14 protein-coding genes are annotated in these 20,824 nt (G+C 72.9%); 6 read left to right on the top strand and 8 right to left on the bottom strand.

Annotated features, from left to right (window positions below):
• Positions 1–54 precede the first annotated feature (54 nt).
• The 3 genes from HAV40_RS20960 to HAV40_RS20950 all read left to right on the top strand — a co-directional run bounded on the left by HAV40_RS20960 (position 55) and on the right by HAV40_RS20950 (position 4,030).
• On the top strand, positions 55–2,334 hold the full coding sequence (locus HAV40_RS20960) for a hypothetical protein (protein ID WP_166383816.1): 2,280 nt from the start codon (positions 55–57) through the stop codon (positions 2,332–2,334).
• A 9-nt stretch (positions 2,335–2,343) separates the two neighbouring features.
• Entirely contained in the window at positions 2,344–3,531 is a 1,188-nt protein-coding gene (locus tag HAV40_RS20955) for a YibE/F family protein (RefSeq protein WP_166383814.1), read from the top strand.
• A gap of 85 nt (positions 3,532–3,616) precedes the next feature.
• Positions 3,617–4,030 carry a DUF7144 family membrane protein gene (locus tag HAV40_RS20950; protein ID WP_166383812.1) on the top strand — a complete coding sequence of 138 codons (414 nt, stop codon included), beginning with the start codon at positions 3,617–3,619 and terminating at the stop codon, positions 4,028–4,030.
• 98 nt (positions 4,031–4,128) lie between these two features.
• Here the strand turns inward: HAV40_RS20950 and HAV40_RS20945 are convergent, their stop codons facing one another.
• Together HAV40_RS20945 and HAV40_RS20940 are read right to left on the bottom strand one after the other, a co-directional pair.
• Positions 4,129–5,694 carry a CocE/NonD family hydrolase gene (locus tag HAV40_RS20945; RefSeq protein WP_166383810.1) on the bottom strand — a complete coding sequence of 522 codons (1,566 nt, stop codon included), beginning with the start codon at positions 5,692–5,694 and terminating at the stop codon, positions 4,129–4,131.
• A gap of 170 nt (positions 5,695–5,864) precedes the next feature.
• Positions 5,865–6,623: an SDR family oxidoreductase gene (locus HAV40_RS20940; protein WP_166383808.1), complete on the bottom strand. Its 759-nt coding sequence runs from the start codon at positions 6,621–6,623 to the stop codon at positions 5,865–5,867.
• 225 nt (positions 6,624–6,848) lie between these two features.
• Here HAV40_RS20940 and ddaH point away from each other — a divergent pair, with 225 nt between their 5' ends.
• Positions 6,849–7,658: a dimethylargininase gene (ddaH, locus tag HAV40_RS20935; RefSeq protein ID WP_166383806.1), complete on the top strand. Its 810-nt coding sequence runs from the start codon at positions 6,849–6,851 to the stop codon at positions 7,656–7,658.
• Positions 7,655–8,875, top strand: a complete 1,221-nt coding sequence (gene rocD, locus HAV40_RS20930; RefSeq protein WP_166383805.1) for an ornithine--oxo-acid transaminase — start codon at positions 7,655–7,657, stop codon at positions 8,873–8,875. The genes ddaH and rocD overlap by 4 nt, the downstream gene beginning before the upstream one ends.
• Before the next feature lie 189 nt (positions 8,876–9,064).
• Here rocD and HAV40_RS20925 read toward each other — a convergent pair whose 3' ends face one another.
• The 4 genes from HAV40_RS20925 to HAV40_RS20910 form a co-directional block, all read right to left on the bottom strand.
• Positions 9,065–10,117: an FHA domain-containing protein gene (locus HAV40_RS20925; RefSeq protein ID WP_166383803.1), complete on the bottom strand. Its 1,053-nt coding sequence runs from the start codon at positions 10,115–10,117 to the stop codon at positions 9,065–9,067.
• Between the two features lie 69 nt (positions 10,118–10,186).
• The gene (locus tag HAV40_RS20920) at positions 10,187–10,825 is read right to left on the bottom strand and encodes an SHOCT domain-containing protein (protein WP_166383801.1); all 639 of its coding nucleotides are present in this window, start codon (positions 10,823–10,825) and stop codon (positions 10,187–10,189) included.
• A 62-nt stretch (positions 10,826–10,887) separates the two neighbouring features.
• Positions 10,888–14,655 (bottom strand): SCO7613 C-terminal domain-containing membrane protein, encoded by a 3,768-nt coding sequence (locus tag HAV40_RS20915; RefSeq protein ID WP_166383799.1) that lies wholly within the window; start codon positions 14,653–14,655, stop codon positions 10,888–10,890.
• Between the two features lie 28 nt (positions 14,656–14,683).
• Positions 14,684–16,270 (bottom strand): hypothetical protein, encoded by a 1,587-nt coding sequence (locus HAV40_RS20910; protein ID WP_166383797.1) that lies wholly within the window; start codon positions 16,268–16,270, stop codon positions 14,684–14,686.
• A gap of 126 nt (positions 16,271–16,396) precedes the next feature.
• Here HAV40_RS20910 and HAV40_RS20905 point away from each other — a divergent pair, with 126 nt between their 5' ends.
• Complete coding sequence (locus HAV40_RS20905) at positions 16,397–16,999, top strand: HdeD family acid-resistance protein (protein WP_166383795.1); 603 nt, start codon at positions 16,397–16,399, stop codon at positions 16,997–16,999.
• Between the two features lie 231 nt (positions 17,000–17,230).
• Here the strand turns inward: HAV40_RS20905 and HAV40_RS20900 are convergent, their stop codons facing one another.
• Entirely contained in the window at positions 17,231–18,046 is an 816-nt protein-coding gene (locus HAV40_RS20900) for a patatin-like phospholipase family protein (RefSeq protein WP_275413488.1), read from the bottom strand.
• Between the two features lie 133 nt (positions 18,047–18,179).
• Complete coding sequence (locus HAV40_RS20895) at positions 18,180–20,786, bottom strand: chitinase C-terminal domain-containing protein (protein ID WP_166383793.1); 2,607 nt, start codon at positions 20,784–20,786, stop codon at positions 18,180–18,182.
• Positions 20,787–20,824: the final 38 nt, after the last annotated feature.

The following is a 20,824-nucleotide window of genomic DNA, read 5'->3' as shown; positions in this document are numbered from 1 at the left end:
CGGGGGACGTCACAGCCGTAGGCGTGACCCGCGTGTCGCCGGTACGCTGCGCCGGTGCCGAACCCCGACCGCCTCGCCAGCCGGAGCCTGCCGGCCGTCCTGCGCGACGCCCTCGCGCTCGCGGTGAAACAGTGGCGCGGCCTGCTGGTGGTGGCCGCCGCCGCGCTCGTCCCGGCGCTGCTGGCACGGGAGGTCATCGGGCTGTTCGCGCTCAACGGCAGCGCGACCATCGTGGACGGCGCGTTCACCCCGGCGCCCGCGGCGGCGGCGGGCGGCGCGGGCCTGGTCGCGCTCGCTTTCGGCTGGGTCGTGGCGCTGGTCGCGTCCATCGCCGTGGCGAGCGGCGGGCTGCGCGGCATTCCCGTCGATCCCCGCGCCGCCCTCCTGCTGGCCCTGCGCAGGCTGCCCGCGCTGGTCCCGGCTCTGCTGCTGCTCGCCATCGCCGCCGTCGGGCTGCAGATCGTGACGCTGCTCGCGGTCGCCTTCTTCGACATCGCGCTGCCGCAGGACGTGGCCACCGCCGCCGTCTTCGGCCTGTTCGTGCTGTCCCTGGTCGTGCTGGCCAGCAGGCTGCTGGCGGTGCCCGCGATCGTGCTGGGCGACGGCGCGGCCGCCTGGCTCCCGCACACGCACGCCCTGGCGGCAGGCCGCCTGCTGAACACGGGCGGCGCGCTGGCGACCGGGGTGGTGGTGACCCCGGCGCTGGTCGGCATGGGCGCGGCGGCGCTCATCGAGGCGTACCCCTCGCTCGCCCTGCTCGTCGCCGCCGTCGCGGCGGTCATCGTGCCCGCCCTCCAGGCCTGCGCCCTGGTCACCGTCTACCTGCAACGCCGACCGGCCGACAGCAGCGGCACGCAGGCCGACCTCGACCGCGTCGACCTGCTGCTGGCCACCCTGTCGCCCGTGGCAGTCGCGCCTGTAGCAGCGGAACCCACCGGCGAGCCGGCCGCCGCGTCCGTGCCGGCGGGACGGTCCACCGGCCCGCGCCACGGCGCGGCGGCGCGGGCGGGGCAGGCCGACACGCTCGCCCGCCAACTCGCGTTCCTCCGGACGGCAGCCGTGGCGGCCTCCCGGGCTGTCTCGCGGCTCGCCAGGCCGTGGACAGGCCGGGCCGCGCTCGCCGCCGCGCTGGCCTCGCTGCTGCTGCCGGCGCTGCTCGGGCTCGGTTTCGCGGCCGCCGATCCGTGGGACGGGCCGCACGTGAGCCGCCACGGTGTCTCGTGGAGCGGCGAGGTGCTGGCCACGGCGTGGCCGGCCGGGCGCCATCCGGTCGTGGTCACCGACTACGGCCCGCACTGGTGCCTCGACGACGCATGCCGTGAGGTCCGTTCGCGCAGCTCCGAGCCGCTGATGCTGGGCGCGCCGATGCCCGCGACCGCGATCACCGCCGACGGCGACGTGCTCTCGGCGGGCATCCGCGGCCGGGAGAACCGCGCGGTCAAGACGAACGGCGACGACGCGGTGCAGATGCAGCGCTGCACCGCCCCGTGGGCCTCCGCCACCGCCCGGCCCAAGCCCGGCACCTGCGAGGACGGCATCACGCACTGGCACAGCGGCGGCCGGGAGGGCCAGTCACAGCTGGCTGTCGCCGCCGGTCCGGACGGCTCGGTCGTGGTCGCCACGGCCCGCCCGCTCGTGGTCAAGGCGGGAGCCCGGCCGCGGACCCAGCTCGCGGTCACCCGCTGCAACACGGTGCACTGCAACCGGCGCACGCTGGACGTGCTCGGCATCGTCGAGGTGGAGCTGAGCGGGTGGCTGCCGGACGGCATGGTGACCGCGCCCGCGTACGCCCCGCTGCTGCAGTTGACCCTGGACGGCGCGGACCGGCCGACGGTGCTGCTGCGTGATCCTGCCGGGCGACGGGCCTGGCTGGCGACGTGCCCGACGGCCGCGTGCGACGCCCCCCGGATCACCGAGATCGGCGCCCCGGAACGCGCCACCGACCAGGCGGTGCTGCTGCCCGGCGACGTGCCGCGGCTGGTCGCGGGAGGTGACGCGATCACCTTCCACGCGCCGGTGGCGGTCGCCGCGAACGGTCCCGGCCTGTACGTACTGGGCACGGAGTCCGATCTGGCCGCCCCGGTGCCGCTGGCCCCGGCCGAGTACGGCAGCGGGCGGCTGGTGCTCTGGCACTGCCCGCCGGGCTCGGCGGAACGCGCCCGGCGGACGGCGCTGCCGGTGCTGACCGGCGAGCTGTTCCACGTCGCGCTGGTGACCAGCGGCGACGGCCGGATGCTGGTGACGTACTCCGACAGTGGCCGACGGTACGCCGTGCTGGTGACCGGACCCGCCAACCCGGGCAAAGGCCCCTACTGCGCGGGGTTCGGCGGCTAGGTTCGGCTCATGGGGGCCGGACACAGTCACGAGCCTGGCGAGTCGCTGCCGCCTGCCCCGGCCGAGCTGCGGCGGATCGTCACCGCGATCATCGTGCCGCTGGTCGTGGCGACCCTGGTCGGGCTGGTCGTGCTGTGGCCGCGCGGGCAGTCCCCGCAGCAGGCCTCCGACACCGCGCAGCGGCTGCACGGCGAGATCGTCTCGGCGACCCCGGCCTGCCCGCGCGAGGTCCCGGCGCAGCCGGGCGGCGACTGCGGGACCGCGCAGGTGCGTATCGGCGACACCGTCGTGGACGCGGTGGTGCCGAGCGGGCCGAGCGCCCCGGTCGTGGGCGTCGGCGACGACGTGGTGCTGATCGGCTCGGTCGACGCCGAGGGCGGGCAGCGCTACGCGGTGGTCGACCACGACCGGTGGGGCTGGCTGCTGGCGCTGGTCGCGCTGTTCGCCGCCGCGGTGATCGCGTTCGCCCGCTGGCGCGGCGTGGCCAGCCTGGTCGGGCTGGTGGTCAGCTTCGCGGTGCTGCTGGGCTTCATCCTGCCCGCGATCGTGCGCGGCGAGCCGCCGCTGTGGGTGGCGATCGTCGGGTCGGCCGCCATCATGTTCGCGGTGATCTACCTGACGCACGGCGTCAGCGTGGGCACGTCCATGGCGCTGCTCGGCACGCTGGCCGCGCTGGTGCTGACCGGCCTGCTCGGCCTGCTCACCACGAACCTGCTGCATCTGACCGGCTCCGGCAGCGACGAGGCGGCGATCCTGGCCAACGTGCTGGCCGGGGTGGACCTGCGCGGCCTGCTGCTGGCCGGGATCATCATCGGCACGCTCGGCGTGCTCGACGACGTCGCCATCACCCAGCTCGCCATCGTCGGCGAGCTGTCCCTGGCCGACCCCGCGCTGAACGCCCGGCAGCTCTACCGGTCGGCGATCAAGGTGGGCCGGTCCCACGTCGCGTCGGTGGTCAACACCATCATCCTGGCGTACGCGGGCGCGTCGCTCCCGCTGATGCTGCTCCTGGTCACCGCGGGCACCGGCACCCGGGACGTGCTGTCCACGCAGGTGCTGGCCGCCGAGATCGTGCGCGGTGTCGTGGGCACCATCGGGCTCATCGCCGCCGTTCCGATCACGACCGCGCTGGCCGCCTGGGCCATCGCCCGCTCGCACCGCCACGCCGCCGGCGACCCCGCGCCCGGAGCCTCCTGAGGTGTTTCCGGCGTTCGCCCCGATCGGTCAGGTATTCGACGATAACGTGAAGGGGCTTCGTCCGTTTCGCACGAAGGTGGGTGCTATGTCGACCGTGGCGAAAGCGACCGAGCGCATCGGCTCGGGCTGGCTGTCCTTCGCCGGCCTGCTCATTCTGCTACTGGGGGTGTTCAACGTGGTGGAGGGCATCTTCGCGATCGCCAACGACCGGTATGCCGCGTACGCCACGTCGACCCAGGGCGAGTTGTACATCTTCAACCTGCATACGTGGGGTTGGCTGCATGTGCTGCTCGGTGCGGTGCTGATCGCCGTCGGCGCGGGTATCTGGTCGGGCAAGGAGTGGGCGCGCGGCGCGGGCATCGGCCTGGCCGGGGCGACCGCCCTGCTGCAGATGCTCTACCTGCCGGTGTACCCGTTCTGGTCGCTGATCAACATCGCGCTCTGCATCCTGGTCATCTACGCCCTGGTGGTGCCCCCGCGCGGCAGCACCGCCGACTGAACCGGCGCTCCGTCGCCCGGACACTGGGCAAGATCAGCGTTTGCGGTCATGACCTGCGGTGGGACCGCAGTTCATGACCGCAAACAGCGATCTACATCTCAGCGAACCGGAACGTCCACCCACGACTGACCGGCGAACGAGACCGAGCCCAGCCAGCCGTTCTCGTCCAGGTAGAGGCCGTCGTGGCCGTCGACGACCAGCGCGAGCCGGTGCCCGGCGGGCAGGTCCCAGCTGGTCGCGGGCAGCGCGACGTCGACCGTGCGGGCGGTGTCGGCGGTGCCGTTCAGCCACGACACCGGCGCGTGGGTGATCAGCTTCGCGGTGCCGGCCCAGTCCACGTCGTAGAGGTAGGCCACGAGCGTGCCGCTGCGCTCGGTCGGGGTGAACCGGGCGTGCACGGTCGCGCTGCCGCGGATGCGTACCGCACTGGAGGCCTCGTCGCCCAGCCAGACCCCGGCGTTGCCCCGGTCGACGGCGGGCAGCCACATCGTCGGAGGGATGCCGGTCAGCGCCTGCAGCCCGTTGGACAGCAGCACCAGGCCGCCCGCGGCGACCGTGTCGTCGTTGAACCAGGTCCGCCGCGACCAGCCACTGGTCGCCGCGCCACCGAGCCGTCCAGTGCCGGTCAGCCAGTTCACCTCGCCCAGGCCGTAGCGCTTCGTGGCGGTGGCGGTCGCGGCCCAGTCCGGGTACGCCTCCACCGGCCCGCCGGTCAGCGAGCGCAGCACCACCGGCGGCTCACTGTCGATCCCGTTGGCGATGCCGGACAGGTGCCGGTCGAACCAGCGCCGCACCGAGGTCCACACGTGGTTGTCCAGGCCGATCAGGCCGGTCAGCTCGGGGATGGCGTGGTCGCCGGGCGCGAACTCCAGCCGCTTCGGGCCCGCCAGCGCGCCGTAGAAGTCGACGAGCTGGTTCGGCGGGAAGACCGTGTCGCCGTACCCGTTGGCCAGCAGCACCGCCGGGCGGTTGGCGTTGATCCCGGCGAGGTACGTGCCCGCCGAGCGGAGCCGGGCGAACGCCTTGACGCCCGCGATGTTCCGGTTGGCGTAGAAGTCGCCGATGACCGCGTCGAACTCGGCGCTGGTGTCGCCGAGCAGCGCCGCCGTGCCGACCAGCAGCGCCGAGGACTGCAGCCGCCGGGTGTCCCCGCCGTACAGCGAGGCGACCAGGTCGCTCCAGCCGGACAGGGCCGCCACGGCGCGGACCCGGCTGTCGTGGCCGGAGGTGATCAGGCTGATCCCGGCCCCGTAGGAGACGCCCGCCATGCCGATGCGGGACGGGTCGGCGGTGGTATTCGCGACGAGCCAGTCGATCATGCGGGAGGCGTCGGCGATGTCCTTCGGGCCCGCGGTGTCGATCTCACCGCCGGAGGCCCACCAGCCGCGCGGGGTGTACGACAGGACGGTGTAGCCGCCCTGGGCCAGCGCGTTGGCCTGGGCGACGTACTCCAGGTCGTTCAGGGACCAGCTGGCCGGGAAGACGACGGCCGGGTGCCGTCCGGGGCTGGTCGGCTCGATGATGTTCGCCTTGAGCACGGTCCCGTCGGGGACGGTGACGTTCACGAAGCGGAAGCCGGTGGTCGGGGCGGCGGCCTGGGCAGGGACGGGCCAGGTGACGAGCGCCAGCACGACCACCGTCAGGAGGGACAGGGTTCTCCTCACGGCGGGACCTCACGGGGTGTCGGCCTTGCGTCGAAAAAGTTACCGAGAGGTAACCACGCCGTGAGCTAGATCACAATACTGCCAAGTAACTTTTCATAAACGGTGGCCTATCTCATCGAGTTCGATCTACAAAAATTCGATGGGATAGGCCACCGTCTATGACGGACGGGTCAGCCGCGCGGGCCGCCCGCGACGTAGATCACCTGACCGGTGACGAAGCCGGCACCCTCGCTGACCAGGTACGAGATCGCGTGGGCGACGTCGGCCGGGGTGCCGACCCGGCGGACCGGGGTCTCCGCCGCGCGTGCGGCCTGGAAGGCCTCGAAGTCGACGCCGACGCGCGCCGCGGTGGCCGCGTTCATCTCGGTGACGATGAAGCCCGGCGCGACCGCGTTCGCGGTGATGCCGAACGGGCCGAGCTCGATGGCCAGGGTCTTGGTGAAGCCCTGCAGGCCCGCCTTGGCGGCGGCGTAGTTGGCCTGGCCCCGGTTGCCCAGCGCGGACGTGCTCGACAGCGACACGATCCGGCCGTACTTCTGCTCGACCATGTGCTTCTGCACCGCCCGGCTGCACAGGAACGCGCCCCGCAGGTGCACCGACATCACGGTGTCCCAGTCGCCGTCGCTCATCTTGAACAGCAGGTTGTCGCGCAGCACGCCCGCATTGTTGACCAGCGCGGACGGCGCGCCGAGGGTCGCCGCGACGTGCGCCACGGCGGTGTCGACGGCGGCGGAGTCGGACACGTCCGCGCCGACCGCGATGGCCCGGCCACCGGCCTTGGTGATCGCGGCGACGGTGTCGGCGCAGTTGTCCTCGGTGAGGTCGACGGCGGCGACGGCGAACCCGTCGGCGGCCAGGCGCTGGGCGGTGGCCGCGCCGATGCCCCGGGCCGCGCCGGTCACGATCGCTACTCTCTGGCTGTCAGTCATGCGCCGCACTTTAACGACAGTTCAGCGTTGCCCGGAACCGCCCAGCGCGGATGGGCTGACGGGCGGACGCGCGCCCCCGTCGGAGCTGGAGGACCGGCCGGAAAGCGCCTGCCGGGGTTGACGCAACGGATCGTTGGTCGACAGGGCCAACTACGCAAGAAACCAAGGTCATAAGCATGAGCGAATGATGGTTATGCTGCGATCTTCCCCTCTAGCGTTAGGGCCATGCAGAAGCGCTTTCTGATGTGCCGGCCCACCCACTTCGCCGTCACCTATAAGATCAACCCCTGGATGGACCCGGCCGCGCCGTACGACACCACCCTGGCCATCAGCCAGTGGGAGAGCCTCAAGGCCACGTACGAGCGCCTGGGACATCAGATCGAGCTCATCGACCCCATCGCGGGCCTGCCCGACATGGTCTTCGCCGCCAACGGCGGCACGGTGATCGACGGCAAGATGTTCACGGCGCAGTTCCGGCACGCCGAGCGCGCCGACGAGGGCCCGGCCTACCGTGACTGGGCCGACCGCGCCGGGTTCGAGGTGCACGACGCCAAGCACGTCAACGAGGGCGAGGGCGACATCCTGCTCGCGGGCGACTACGTGCTGGCGGGCACCGGCTTCCGCACCGCGCACGCCTCGCACGCCGAGGTCCAGGAGATCTTCGGCCGCCCCGTGATCACGCTGCAGCTCGTGGACCCGCGCTTCTACCACCTCGACACCGCGCTCGCCGTGCTGTCGACGGGCGCCGACGGCAAGCCCGCCAACATCGCGTACCTGCCCGAGGCGTTCTCGCCCGGCAGCCAGAATGTGCTGCGTCAGCTGTTCCCGAACGCCGTCATCGCTAACATCGAGGATGCGGAGGTGCTGGGACTCAACGCGGTCAGCGACGGCGAGAACGTCGTGGTGCCGGTCCAGGCCACCCACCTCGCGGAGGAGTTGCGCAAGGCCGGCTACGAGCCGATCGGCGTCGACGTCTCGGAGCTGCGCCTGGCCGGTGGTGGCCCCAAGTGCTGCACCCTGGAGCTACGGTCATGAACTCGATCGTCGACAGCCGTACGCCGAACGCGGTAGACGAGGCGGAGCGGTACACGGCGCACAACTACCATCCGCTGCCGGTCGTCATCACCGAGGCCGAGGGCAGCTGGGTCACCGACGTGGACGGCCGCCGCTACCTGGACTTCCTGTCCGGCTACTCGGCGCTGAACTTCGGCCACCGGCACCCGGCGCTGATCGCCGCCGCGCACGCCCAGCTCGACCGGCTCACGCTGACCAGCCGCGCGTTCATCCACGACCAGTTCGCCGAGTTCTGCCACCGGCTGGCCGATCTGACCGGCCAGGACCTGGTGCTGCCGATGAACACCGGCGCGGAGGCCGTGGAGACCGCGATCAAGGTCGCCCGCAAGTGGGGCTACCAGGTCAAGGGCGTCCCGGACGGCCAGGCGAAGATCATCGTGGCGGCGGACAACTTCCACGGCCGCACCACCACGATCATCAGCTTCTCCACCGACGCCGACGCGCGCGCCGACTTCGGGCCGTACACCCCGGGCTTCGAGATCGTCGCGTACGGCGACCTGGAGGCGCTGGCCGAGGCGATCGACGACTACACCGTCGCCGTGCTGCTGGAGCCGATCCAGGGCGAGGCCGGCGTGCTGGTCCCGCCGGACGGCTACCTGTCCGGCGTACGCGCCCTGTGCAGCAGCCGCAACGTGCTGTTCCTGGCCGACGAGATCCAGAGCGGGCTGGCCCGCACCGGGCGCACCTTCGCCGTGGACCACGAGGACGTCAAGCCCGACATGCACATCATGGGCAAGGCACTCGGCGGCGGCATCGTGCCCGTCTCCGCGGTCGCCGCCAGCCGCGAGGTGCTCGGCGTGCTCCAGCCCGGCCAGCACGGCTCGACGTTCGGCGGCAACCCACTGAGCTGCGCCGTCGGCATCGAGGTCATCAAGCTACTGGAGACCGGCGAGTACCAGCGCCGCTCCGCCGAACTCGGCGCGATGCTGCACGAGCAGCTCCGCGCGCTGATGGGCCGGGGCGTCACCGCGGTCCGCGGCCGCGGCCTGTGGGCCGGCGTCGACATCGACCCCGGCGTCATGACCGGCCGCCAGGCCTCCGAAAAGCTGATGGCCCGGGGCATGCTCGCCAAGGACACCCACGGCACCACGGTCCGCCTGGCCCCGCCCCTGGTCATCGAGCCCGACGAGGTCACCTGGGCCGTACGCCAACTCGCCGAAGTCATCGGCGCCGCCTAACCGGCCCGCCCACCCACCCCGCGGCTGCACCACCCCGCCCCACCCGCTGCCGGTGAAGCCGGCGGCTGCACCGCCCCGCTTCACATAGACGCTGGCCTATCTGGATGAGTTTTCGAAGATCGAACTCATCCAGATAGGCCAGCGTCTGTCAGTGGGGGTGGGTGGTAGCCGAGCCCAGTGCCGCTCGGGTCAGTAGCCGGGGCGGAAGGTCATCGTCGGGGCGTCGGACATGACGGAGGCGGAGTCGAGTGGACGGCTGCTGGCCAGGGCACCGATGCGGCCGATCTCGACGCCGGGGAACAGCTCGACGATGTCGGACACCCCGAGCTGGCGCGTCGCGCCTCGGCTGAGCTGGAGTTCCCCGTCGGCGGCTCCACCGAGGCGGACCAGGGTGCCGTTCATGCTCAGGTCGGTGACCGAGACGCCCTGGGGCGACAGCGCGACCGACACGTGCGCACGGCTCACCTTGGCGCGGGCGTCCTCGCTCAGCCACGGGCCGAGCTGGATGCCGACCTGGCCCTGGCCGCCGTCGGGGGCGCGGCCGACGACCACGGGACCGGCGGCCGTGACCACGAAGCGGGTACGGATCACACCGTCGACGCGTACGGCCAGGACCTGCTGCGGCGGGCGCGGGCCGGAGTCGCCCAGTGGGGCGTCGTGCCGGGGGCAGATCGGCTGGCCGTTGCGCAGGCGCGGCACGGGCTGGCCGCTGCCGCGACGGGCCGGGCCGAAGTTGGCGCAGTCCGGGTCGGGGCAGTGCCACCAGCGCGCGGTGAGCTGGCGGCCGACCGGCGACGGGCCGGTGGGCACGGGTCCGCGCGGCTGCAGCACGGTGCCGCCCGCGCCGGGCAGCGGCGACCAGACCGCGGGCAGCACCCGCGAGACGATGGGCAGGCCGGTGAGCTCGGAGACCTCGATGACCCGTGCTGCCGCGCCGACGACGACCTCGACGACGCCGTCGTCGCCCCAGCGGCGCATGACCATGCGCTCGTTGGAGGTCAGGTCCTGGTTGGACAGCAGCGACTTGTCGACCACGCAGTATGCCGAGACGTGCTCCTCGCCGACCTGGCGCGCGAGCCCGTCGACCACCATGCCGAGCCGGACCAGGTTGGCGGGGCGGCCGCCGTCCAGGTCGGCGCAATAGATCAATTCAGCCACGTCGAGCACCCCGGCGGCGAGCGCCGGGTCGGTGCCCAGTCGCCGCTCGATCGCATCCAGCACATGACTGACCTCGAACCTCATAGCCACAGACCCTAGGTTCGGTGCGCGACCTGCCGCAACCCGCAAACGTCCAAGGTCACAGCCCGCCGTCTATGCGCCGAAGCCCCGTGGGCGGCGCGGAGGCTCGCTCGCGCCTCCGTTCTCGGACGGCGCGGCCGGTCCGCCGGGTCCCGCCGACGGCGTCCCGGGGCCGGTCGGTGGCGTACCCATGCCGGTAGCCGACCCTGGGTCCGGTCGCGTAGGCGGGGTCACCCCGGCGGCGGTCTCACCACGGTCGGGCCGAGTGGACAGGGCCCCTGCCGCGTCGGTCGTGTCCCGGTCCGGCCGGGCGGTCGTCGGTCCGGAACCGGACGCTGCGCCGTGGGCGCGGGCGGCGTCGAGCAGGCGGGTCTTCTCCTCGGCGAACTCGACGTCGGTCAGCTTGCCCCGGTCGTGCAGGTCGGACAGCAGTCTGAGCTGCTGGGCCGAGTCGCTCGGCGAGTACTTCTCCACGAACTCGCGGCTGGCCTGGTCCATCGCCTGCCGCTCCTGCGGGGTGGCACCGGGCTGGCGGAAGATCAGGTAGATCAGCGTGCCGAGGAACGGCAGCAGGATGACGACCACCACCCACAGCGCCTTGAGCCAACCCGACAGGTCGTCGCGGCGGAAGATGTCCACGATCGCGAAGCCCCAGATCAGCAGCAGCGGAATGAAGATCAGCAGCAGCCAGAAGACGTCCCAGAAGTCCATCTTCCCCCCTTATAAGGCACTCTCCCCCATTCTTGCGGGCAGAGCGCCTCAGCGGGAGACAGTTACCGCATCCGGCCGATGGCCCCCCGCAACCGGGCCACGTCGCGGCGACTCCGCTCGTACGTGATGGCCAGTGCCAGCAGCACCGCCCCGCCGACCGCGATCGGCACCCACGTCGGCAGCAGCCGTGACACCAGCAGCAGCTCGTGCAGCGCCACCACCAGCAGCACTCCGCCGCCGAGCACCACGGGCGCCTGCAGACGGCGTACGGAGCCGAACACGGTCACCGCGAGCGCGCCGAGCCCCAGCAGCAGCCGCCGCAGCGGGGCCTCGTCGGTCAGCGCACCCGCCAGGCTCGGCAGCAGCGCCGCGACCAGCGCCGGACCGGCATAGAGCCAGCTGGACAGCTCCGGCCGCGTCCGGGCCGCGTACCAGCCGACGGCCAGCGCGAGCAGCGCCACCGGCAGGGTGTACGCCTCCAGCAGGCCGACGCCCTGCGCGGCGAGGATCGCGCACCACGCGAGCGCCTCCGCGAGCGCGGCTGCGGCAGCGCGCGCCACCCGCTCGCGGCGCGGGGAGGCCAGCACGGTCAGCCCGACCGCGGCCCCCCACAGCGCCAGTACCAGCGCGATCGACTGCACGTGTCCGTGACACAGCGACAGCGCGACCAGCGCCGCGGCGTGGGCCGCCGCCTCGGCCGCGACCCGCTGCTCCCGCGCGAACGGCGCGTACGCCAGCCCCAGCACGATCGCCGCGACCCCGAGCACGAGGTAGGCCACGACGTCGAAGCGCAGCTCGGCCGCCTCGCCGATCGCGATGACCAGCAGCACCTTGACGGCCGCCCCGGTCAGCCAGCCGACGGTGCGCATCGCCCGGGCGCTTCCGGCCACGGCGACCACCGCCAGCGCCACGGTCAGCAGCGCCAGCCCCGCGATCGTCGACCACTTCTCGGCCAGCATTCCCGCCAGACCGGCCCCGGTCAGCAGCACCCCGAACAGCCCGCCCGCCAGCGTCAGCACGCCGTAGCGCCGCAGCGCGGCCAGCACCAGCAGGCCCGCGCCGAGCACCAGCTCCACCGCGCTGACCGTCGGCCACGGCGCCTGCACGGCGGCCAGCGCCGCGAGCCCGGCTACCCCGGCCACGACTCCCCCGGCCACCGCCATCAGGCGCACCCCGCCGCGCCGGAACCAGGCCGCGACAGCCGGGGCGAGCAGCAGCAGCGCGACCGCGTACGACCAGGACAGCCGGTCGCTCGGGTAGGGGGCCAGGCCCGTGCCGACCGGGTCGCCCGCCCAGATCCGGCCCAGCCAGCCCAGCGGCGCGACGAAGAGCAGGTGCAGAGCCGGTGCGGACAGCAGCAGGGTCAGCGCCAGCACCACCTGCGCCGGGATCTCGGCCCGTGCCCACCGCGCCTGCAACGCGACCAGTGCCAGGGCCAGCGTGCACAGCGCGGCGTAGACCGCCGCCGAATCCTGCGCCATCGGCCCGCCCGGCAGCGCCCACAGCGCCCCGGCCAGGCCGCCGATCACGGCGTAGTCGCGCACCCGTCGCGGCGACAGGTACACCCACAGCGGCGTCAGCACGGCGGCGGCCAGCATGGCGCGGCGCGACCACGGGTCGTCGGCCCCCGCCGCGGCCACCACGCTGTGCACCATGGGCGGCACCAGCGCCAGCGCCACCGCGCCGCTCACGCCGCCGAGCACCCGCACCCCGTGCAGCGCGCTCGCGGTGCTCACCGTGCCGGTCCCGGCGGACGTACGGGTGCCCCCGTCGGGCACCAGGGCGCTGCGCCAGCCGATCGCGGCCACGGCCAGGCCGAGCAGCACCACGCCGCTCAGCGCCCAGGCCGACCGCGCCGGGCTGCCCGAACCGGCGAGCAGGGCGTGTCCGGCCAGCAGACCGGCCACCACGCCCCAGAGCACGAGGTGGCGGCGCAGCAGCAGGGCCACGGCCAGTGCGACGGCGGCCCCGGCCAGGTCACAGGCGAGCGCCGCCCACGGCGTCAGCGCCGGGTGGCCCGGCACCGTCAGCGGGAGCAGCAGCACCGCCACGCCGGCGGCGTACGCCCGCACCGGCTCCGGCACCGGCGGCCCGGTCAGCAGCCACGCCGTGACGGCGACCAGGGCCAGGCTCACCGGCAGCAGCCAGCCGTACGAACCGTCGAAGCGGGCCGGTGCGGCCGCCCACCACGGCAGCGCGTCCTCGATGGACTGCCAGGCGGCGCCCAGCGCCCAGCCCGCGGCGCACAGCGCGGGCACGCTCAGCGCCAGCGCCGCACCACAGATCATGCCGAGACGAACGGCCGGCCAGCGTGCCGACAGTGGGCCGCCCAGCAGCAGCACGAGTGCCGCCACCAGCGCGGCCGCGCCCGCCATCACGAGCAGCCAGTGGTGCGGCCACTGCACGAGCGGTGGTCGTGCCAGCGCCGCGGCGAGCGCCACGGTGATCACCCCGCCCGCCTCGGGCCGCGCGAACCCGGCCGTGGCGCCGATCTGCCAGAGCCCGGCCGCCAGCACCCCGGCCGCCGCGAGCAGCGCCAGCGAGCCGGTCACCGCGGTGTCCAGGTCGGCCCCGAGCAGCCACGCGACCAGCGACAGCAGCCCGCCGATCCCGAGCATGCCCAGGTAGGCCAGCAGCGACAGCACCCGCAGCCCGGCCCGCCCCGGCACTTCCGCCCTGGCCGGCCCAGCCACCGCGACCGGCGCCGGGGAGGCCGCGCTGGGTTGCCTAGGCACGACCTGCTCGGGCGTAGGCTGCCCGGACACCGACTCGGAGATCGACTCGTCCGGCCCGGACGCCGCCGCGACGGACCCCGACGGATCGGTTGCCGCCGCGCCGCCCGCGGTCGCCCCGGTGGCCCCCGCAGTCGGCGCGGCGGTCTCCGTGGCCACCTCGCCTGTAACCGGCACCGCGGTGCTCGAAGCCGCTTCGCCTGTGGTCGGCGCGGCGGCGGGTCCAGCCAGGAGGCGGAAGAGAACGAGGTCGCCGAGTGCGACCGCGGTGAAGATGAGCGACCAGCCCGCGACGTCCGCCGAGGACTCCAGGAAGAGCAGGGGCAGCGCGGGCTGTGCCGCGAGCAGCGCGCCGAAGCGGGTCGCGGCGGTGCCGACGACCCGCGCGTAGCCGTAGCCGAGCAGGGCCGTGAACGTGGCCACCGCGCCCGCATAGAAGCCCGGGTTCCCGTGGTCGGCGACGCCGCCGAGGTTGACGTACCAGATGGCGTACCCGTCGAGCACCACCAGCAGCAGGCCCAGGGCGGCGAAGGTCTCGGCGGTGGCGGTCAGCGCGCGGCGGCGCACCAGCGGCGGCACGGCCAGCACGCCGACGGTGAGCACGCCGAGGATCAGCGCCCGGCCGACCACGTCGAACGTCGCCCAGGCCACGGCGGTGAACACGATCGCGGCGATGCCGAGCAGCAGCCCGCCCAGGACGAACAGCAGGTTCTGCACGGTGCGCGGCGAGGACTCCGGCTGGCGTCCCACGGACGGCGCGGCCTGCGGCAGGCCGCCGGTGGCGGGCGGCAGGCTGCTGGTGGTGGGCGGCAGCGTGAGTAGCGTGGGCTGGTGCGCCGAGCGTTCCCGGGCCACCGCGATCCGGACCCGGGAGGCGTACACCTCCCGGTCGCGGCGCAGCTGCGCCAACTGGTCCGCCAGCGTCTCGTACGCGGCCCGCGCCTGCTCCAGCCGCGTCGTGGTCGCCGCGATCTGCGTCTCGTACGCCAGCACCGCCGCCGCGTCCGGGTCCGGCGCGCGACCGCAGCCAGGGCAGGGGCCGCCCAGCGTGGCAGTGGCTCTGCACAGCGGGCAGGGGTACGAGGCGTGCTCGGTCATGCCGGTCAGCATGCCGTAACCGCGCCAGTTACGGATCGACCGCTCGGCCGGTGGGGTCGCTCGGCGGCTCGTCCGAAGCCGACCGCTGCCCGGCCGGGCCCTGCTCGCGGGGCATCGCCGGACGTTCGGCAGCGCTGCCCGGCTCACCGGATGCGATCCGTGTGGCCTGCTCCGTCGGCATCGGCTCGGACAGCTCCCACGGGGTCGGCGCGTCGGCCGCGGGCTCGGTATCGGCGTCCATCGTGGGCACGGGCGTGGTCGTAGCCTCGGGTTCGGGCCGTGTGGCTGGCGCGAGATCGGTGGGCGGGCCTGCGGGCAGCGGTGTCAGAACCGTGGCCGGCGTGCGGCGGGCGACGGTCAGCAGCAGCGTGGCGAGCGCGGCGAGGACGAACGCCCACACGGCCGTGGCCACCGACGGCCGGGCGAGCAGCCACCAGCCGACCAGCACGCCGAGCGCGATCGCGAACCAGCGGAAGTGACGGCGTACGAACGCGCCGGTCCGCACCGCCCACGACTCCCGTGCCAGCGGCCGCACGGCCCGGTCCACGACGGCGTTCACGCCCCGGCGCAGCAGCACCGCGGGCCGAGACGGACCCGCCAGCAGTGCCCACAGCACCGCGAGCAGTGCCGCGACCAGCACCGCGACCAGGGCGGTGACCAGGAACCGGAGCACCGTGTCGTAGACGTCCAGCGTCACGGAACGGTCCAGGCCACGCAGGGTGGCCCGCTCGGCCACCCGGTCCCGCGCCATCTGATTGGCGATCAGTCCCACGACCAGCATCAGCGCGCTGAGCGACAGGCCGAGGATCAGGCCGCGCCGCCGGTTCGGGGCGGTCCACACGGCGAGCCCGAGCAGCACCAGGGCCAGCGGCGGCAGCCAGTTCGCGCTGACGTCGAGCAGCCGCACGTACCGCTGGATCTCGGGAAGCTGGTCGACCTGCGCGACGGTGTACGGGATGGACATGTCGGGGATGCGGGCCGCCAGGCCGAAGCCACGGTCGACGAGTTCCTGGCGCGCGGCGGCCAGCACCGGGCCGAGGTCGACCACGATGTCGGTGCCGGAGCTGTGCACCAGATCCGTGCCCTGGCCGGTGAGCAGGCCCTCGATGTTCTGGTGGGCGGCACGGTTGACCTGGTTCCACACCACGGGGAAACGCGGGGAGGTGACCAGCTCGTACACCACCTTGTGGATCTGGGTCTGCAGCCACGAGGTAATGGCGGGCAGCACCAGGTCGATGATCGACTGCACCCGCGGCAGGTTGACCGCGCCGGCCAGGTCGCCCGCGAGCTTCTCCAGTGGCAGCCGCGCCATGATCTCCTGGGTGACCCGGTCCGTGACGGCCGTCTGCACCTGCGGATCGGTGGCCAGCGGCGCGACGGTCTCGACGTAACTGTCGGTGTCGAGCAGTTCGGAACGGGCGAACCGGGCCGTCACCGACGCCAGCACCAGCACCGCCGCGAGCAGTGCCAGCACGAACGCGCCGACCCAGCGCAGCGTCCGAACCCCGCCGCCGGTACGCCGGACGGCGGGCGGGCTCGGCTCACGTGTCTCGTGCGAGGCGTCGGCGAGCCGCCGCTCCCAGGCCGACAGGGACGGCTCCGCTGCGTCCGTCATCTGGCGCCCGACTCGGCGACCGCGAACTCGAGCGGACCACGCCTCATCACTGCCCCCTTCGTCTGAGCCTGAGGCTACTCATCCGAAAAGGGAGAAATCACGGTTATTGCGAGTTATCTTCGCACCATGATGGATCCGTACGGAGACGCCGCACTCGAAGCCACCGCGCTGCGCTCGTTCAAGCGCATGTCGATCATCGGTGGGCTGATCTCGATCGCGGCCGGTCTCGCGCTCACCTTCTGGCCCGAGAAGACCCTCGTGCTGATCGCGGCGCTGATCGGCGTATGGCTCGTCGTCGTGGGGATCTTCCGCGTCGTCGAGGGCCTGACAGCCAAGGGCGTCAGCGGCGGCCATCGCGCCCTGATCGCCGTGATGGGGCTGCTCTACATCATCGTGGGCATCATCTGCCTGCGGCACCTCGTCGACTCGATCAAGGTGCTGGCCGTGGTGCTGGGCCTGGTCTGGATCGTCGGCGGGGTGGCCGAGGTGGTGACCGGCTTCGCGCGTACGCACGGCACCTGGCCGAAGATCGGCACCGTGCTGATGGGCCTGCTCAGCGTCGCCGCCGGCCTGGTCCTGTTCTTCTGGCCCGGCATCACCCTGACCGTGCTCGTCTGGATCACCGGCTTCTGGCTCATCGCCCTCGGCATCATCCAGCTCGTCCTCGGCTTCACCTCCGGCCGCGCCGCCAAACGCGCCACCCAGAACTCCGTCCCCGGCGTCGCCTGACCCACGCCACCCACCCTCACCCAGCCCGACCCCGCCCGACCCCGCCTCGCCGGGCCCGACCCAGCCCGGCCCGGCCCACCTCCACCAGGCGCAACTCTTAAAGAGTCGCGGCCTCAGGGGTCCTTTTTGACCGCGACTCTTTAAGATTTGCGGCAGGGGGCGGGGCGGGGGCCTGGGGGCGGGGGCGGGCGGCGGGGCGAGGGCGGGCGTGGAGGGGTGGCCGGGGTGGGGTCAGTGGCCGACGGCGGTGAGGTAGTCGCGGGAGGCGGCGTAGGCCTCGCTGACGCGGCGGCCGACGGCGGCGACGTCGCGGTAGGCCCAGGGGCTCTCGTCGGCGCCCGCGCCGCCGGGCAGGACGTGTACGCGTACGCCCTCGGGGATGGCGGCCAGCTCGCGGGTGAAGCGGACCCGGCGGGCGATCTCCATGGCGATGTTGGTCGCCTCCCACGGCCGCTGCGGCGGCTGCAGCGGCCGCTCCAGCCGGCCGACCTGGAGCATGAAGACCTCGTCCGCGCCCAGCTCGACAGCATGACTTATCGGGTACGCCACCAGGTTGCCGTCGAGGTAGTGCTCGCCGCCGATCTCCACCGGGGGCAGCACGCCCGGCAGGGCGGCAGAGGCCAGCACCGCGTCCACGACCCGGCCGGTGCTGAACCAGTGCGCCTCGGCACGCTCGATGTTCGCCGCGCACAGGTGCAGCGGCACACGCATGTCCTCGAAGGTGACCCCGGCCCGCATCGAGCGCTCCAGCACCCGCTGCAGCGGGGCGGGCGAGTGCAGGTGGGCGCGGGTCGCCAGGCGGCGCAGCTGGCGCGGCACCGAGTCGCCGTACACCTCGCTGATCTCGGGGGTGGCCCACAGCCGGACCAGCTTGTCGGTGACCTCGGGTTCAGGGTCGGCGGCGACCAGCGCGGCGTTGATCGCGCCGATGGACAGGCCGACCACCAGATCGGGCCGGATGCCCGCGCGGAACAGCGCGCGCAGCATGCCGACCTCGACGGCGCCGAGCACGCCGCCGCCGCCGAGCACGAACGCGGTAGTCCCCACGCCGCCATCATGCCGGATGCCGGCCCTCTCCGAGCTGTCAGACCAGCTCAGACGATGACCGGCATCACATTTCACCGCGTGAGGACCGGCCCGGCGCGCCGGTTGGAAGGGGCGGCGCGCCGGGACGGACCGGTTACAGGGCCAGCCAGAGCGCGCCGACGTTCGGCGGCTCCCAGCCGGTGATGGAGGTGTGCGCCTGGCGGCACTGGTACGAGCGGCCGCCGTAGGTGACCCGTGCGCCCGCCGCGTAAGCGGTGTTCGGCGCCCACGCCGGGTAGGCCCCGGGCGAGGTCGACGGGCTCGGCGACGGCGAGGCGCTGGGCGACACGCTCGGCGAGGGCCGCGGCGACGACGACGGCGACACGCTGGGCGACGGCGGGGCCGACGGCGAGGCACTGCCGCCCGAGCACGGGCCGAGGTCGACCCACACCGACGCGGCACCCGGGGTCTCGCCCGAGGTCCACCACTGGGCGCGGTACGCCCGGCCGTTGTACGACACCCGGTTGCCGCCGGTGTACACCTGCGTCGGGCTCCACACCGGGTCGGTGCAGGTGCCGGGCGGGGTGCTCGGCGACGCCGACGCCGACGCGCTCGGCGACACCGGGGTGCTCGGCGAGGCCGTCGGGGCCACCCCGCCCCGGCTGCGGTTGACCGCCAGGTTGTACGTCTGCCCGCCGAAGGTCAGCGTGTAGTTCGACGGCGAGGCGATCGGCAGCACGTAGTTGAGCGTCAGCTCGATCGACGCGCCCGGAGCCACCGTCTGCCAGCTCGGCAGGGTCAGCTTGACGTGGTGGAAGTCGCCCTTGAGGCCGCCGACGTTGTTGCCGGTGTGGCCCGGGGTGACCGCCATCGTCCAGCCGGACTGCTGGCTCATGTTGCCCGGGGCGGAGGTGCCGTAGTCGAAGTCCAGCACCGCCCCACCGGGGATGGTCGTGGCCGTGTTGTTGACCAGCTTCAGCTTCGGGTTGATCGGGTAGTTCGAGTCACCCAGGGCGAATCCGCCGAGCTGCACGTCGACGTTGATGGTCTGGGTGGGCAGCGCCGTGTTGGACCGGCTCGCGCCGTACGGCGAGGCGGACGCGAACTTCGCGGCGATGGTGTTGGTGAGCGTGTTGCCCATCCGGTACTCACCGGCCGCGGCGTCGAAGGCGTAGTCGCCGGCCAGCTCCCAGATCATGATGCCGCCGATGCCCCGGTTCACCACGTAGTCGGCCTTGGCCCCGATGGACTGCTCGTCCTCGGTGGACAGGAAGACCTTCTTCTGCGCGTTCCACAGCCACGGCGCGACCAGCGTCGAGGAGTAGTTGCGCACGTACGTGCCGGTCAGGGTGTCGGCCGGGTCGGTCGCGGGGGTCAGGCCGTACGCCGCCCGGTAGGAGCCGGCGATGCCGTTCTCCAGGTTCTTGGCGTGCCACATCGGGTTGGACCCGGCCGGTTCCTCGTTGCCCGCGGGGTCGTTGTCGTGCCACAGGTTGTCGATGCCGATCGCGCCGTTGCCGCAGGGGCTCTGGGTGCCGATCGGGCAGTTCGCGGTCTTCGCCGCAGTGCCCCAGAGGCCGTTGGTGCCGCCGGTGACGTCCTTGTGGCCGCGGGTGTAGTACGGCACGCCGATGTTGATGCGCCCGCTCTGCGCCGCCCCGCGGAAGTAGTGGTAGGCCCAGTCGGTGTTCAGCGAACCGATGCCCGCGTAGGCGTTGTAGACGCCGCCCGCGATCAGCTCGTTGTCCTGGCCGTCGTCGTACAGGGCCGCGTTCGGGCCGACGTACTGGTTCCAGGCGCCGTGCAGGTCGTACGACATGATGTTGATGTAGTCCAGGTACTGCGTGGCCTGGAACGACTCCATGCCGCGCAGCAGCCAGCCGGACGCCGGGGCCGCGACGGTGACCATGTAGTACCTGCCGTCGGAGGCGGCGGCGGTGTCCAGCTTCTCCCGCAGCGCCTTCATCAGCACCTGGTACGAGGCGTTCAGCCCGGCCCGCCGCGCGTTGGACTGCGCGAAGTCGAGCGGGTGGCCCGCGTCCTTGTTGGACGTCGGGTACTCGTAGTCGATGTCCACGCCGTCGAAGCCGTACGTGCGCAGGAACGTCACCACGGAGTCGGCGAAGGCGTTGATGCCGCCGGTGTTGACCGAGCCGTCGGCGTTGGTCGTCATCCGGTAGAAGCCGCCGGAGTCGATCCGCGCGCCGCTGCCGTCGAAGTACGCGCCGGTCTCGGCCCAGCCGCCGACGCTGACCAGCGTCTTGACGTCCGGGTACTGCTTCTTGAACTTGTTGAGCAGATTGAAGTGCCCGGTGTACGGGAACGCCGGGTCCATCTCCGCGCCGGCCACGCCGGGCCAGGTCATGTTCGTGGAGGCGTTGTTGGCCTCGGCCGGGTTGCCGATCGAGATCTTGTTGGCGCCGTCCACGTGCGCGAACGCGTAGTTGATGTGCGTGATCTTCTGCCACGGGATCTGGTTGGCCAGGTACGCCGGGGCGCCGTTCTTGCCGGTGCGCCAGTTGGTGAAGTAGCCGATGATGCGGCGCGGGTGGCCCGCCCCCATCGCCTCGCGGCCGTTGGTGTCGTAGACGTCGCAGTACGGGACGGCCACGCCGGGCGTCTGGTACATGCCGTCGGGGCGGCAGGCGTTGTGGTCGACGGCGGCACTGTTGGCGGTGCCCGCGACCGCGACGGCCACAGCGGTCCCGACCAGCGCCGTCGCGGTGGCGACGAACAGGTTGAGGAGCGGTTTGCGTTGCATGATCACCCTCCTGGGGGCGAAAGGCAGCTCTGAAATAA

Origin of the sequence: Catellatospora methionotrophica (assembly GCF_011297335.1) — a bacterium.
In the GTDB taxonomy this organism is placed as follows: Bacteria; Actinomycetota; Actinomycetes; order Mycobacteriales; family Micromonosporaceae; genus Catellatospora; species Catellatospora methionotrophica.
This window is presented reverse-complemented; position numbering and strand designations above follow the sequence as displayed.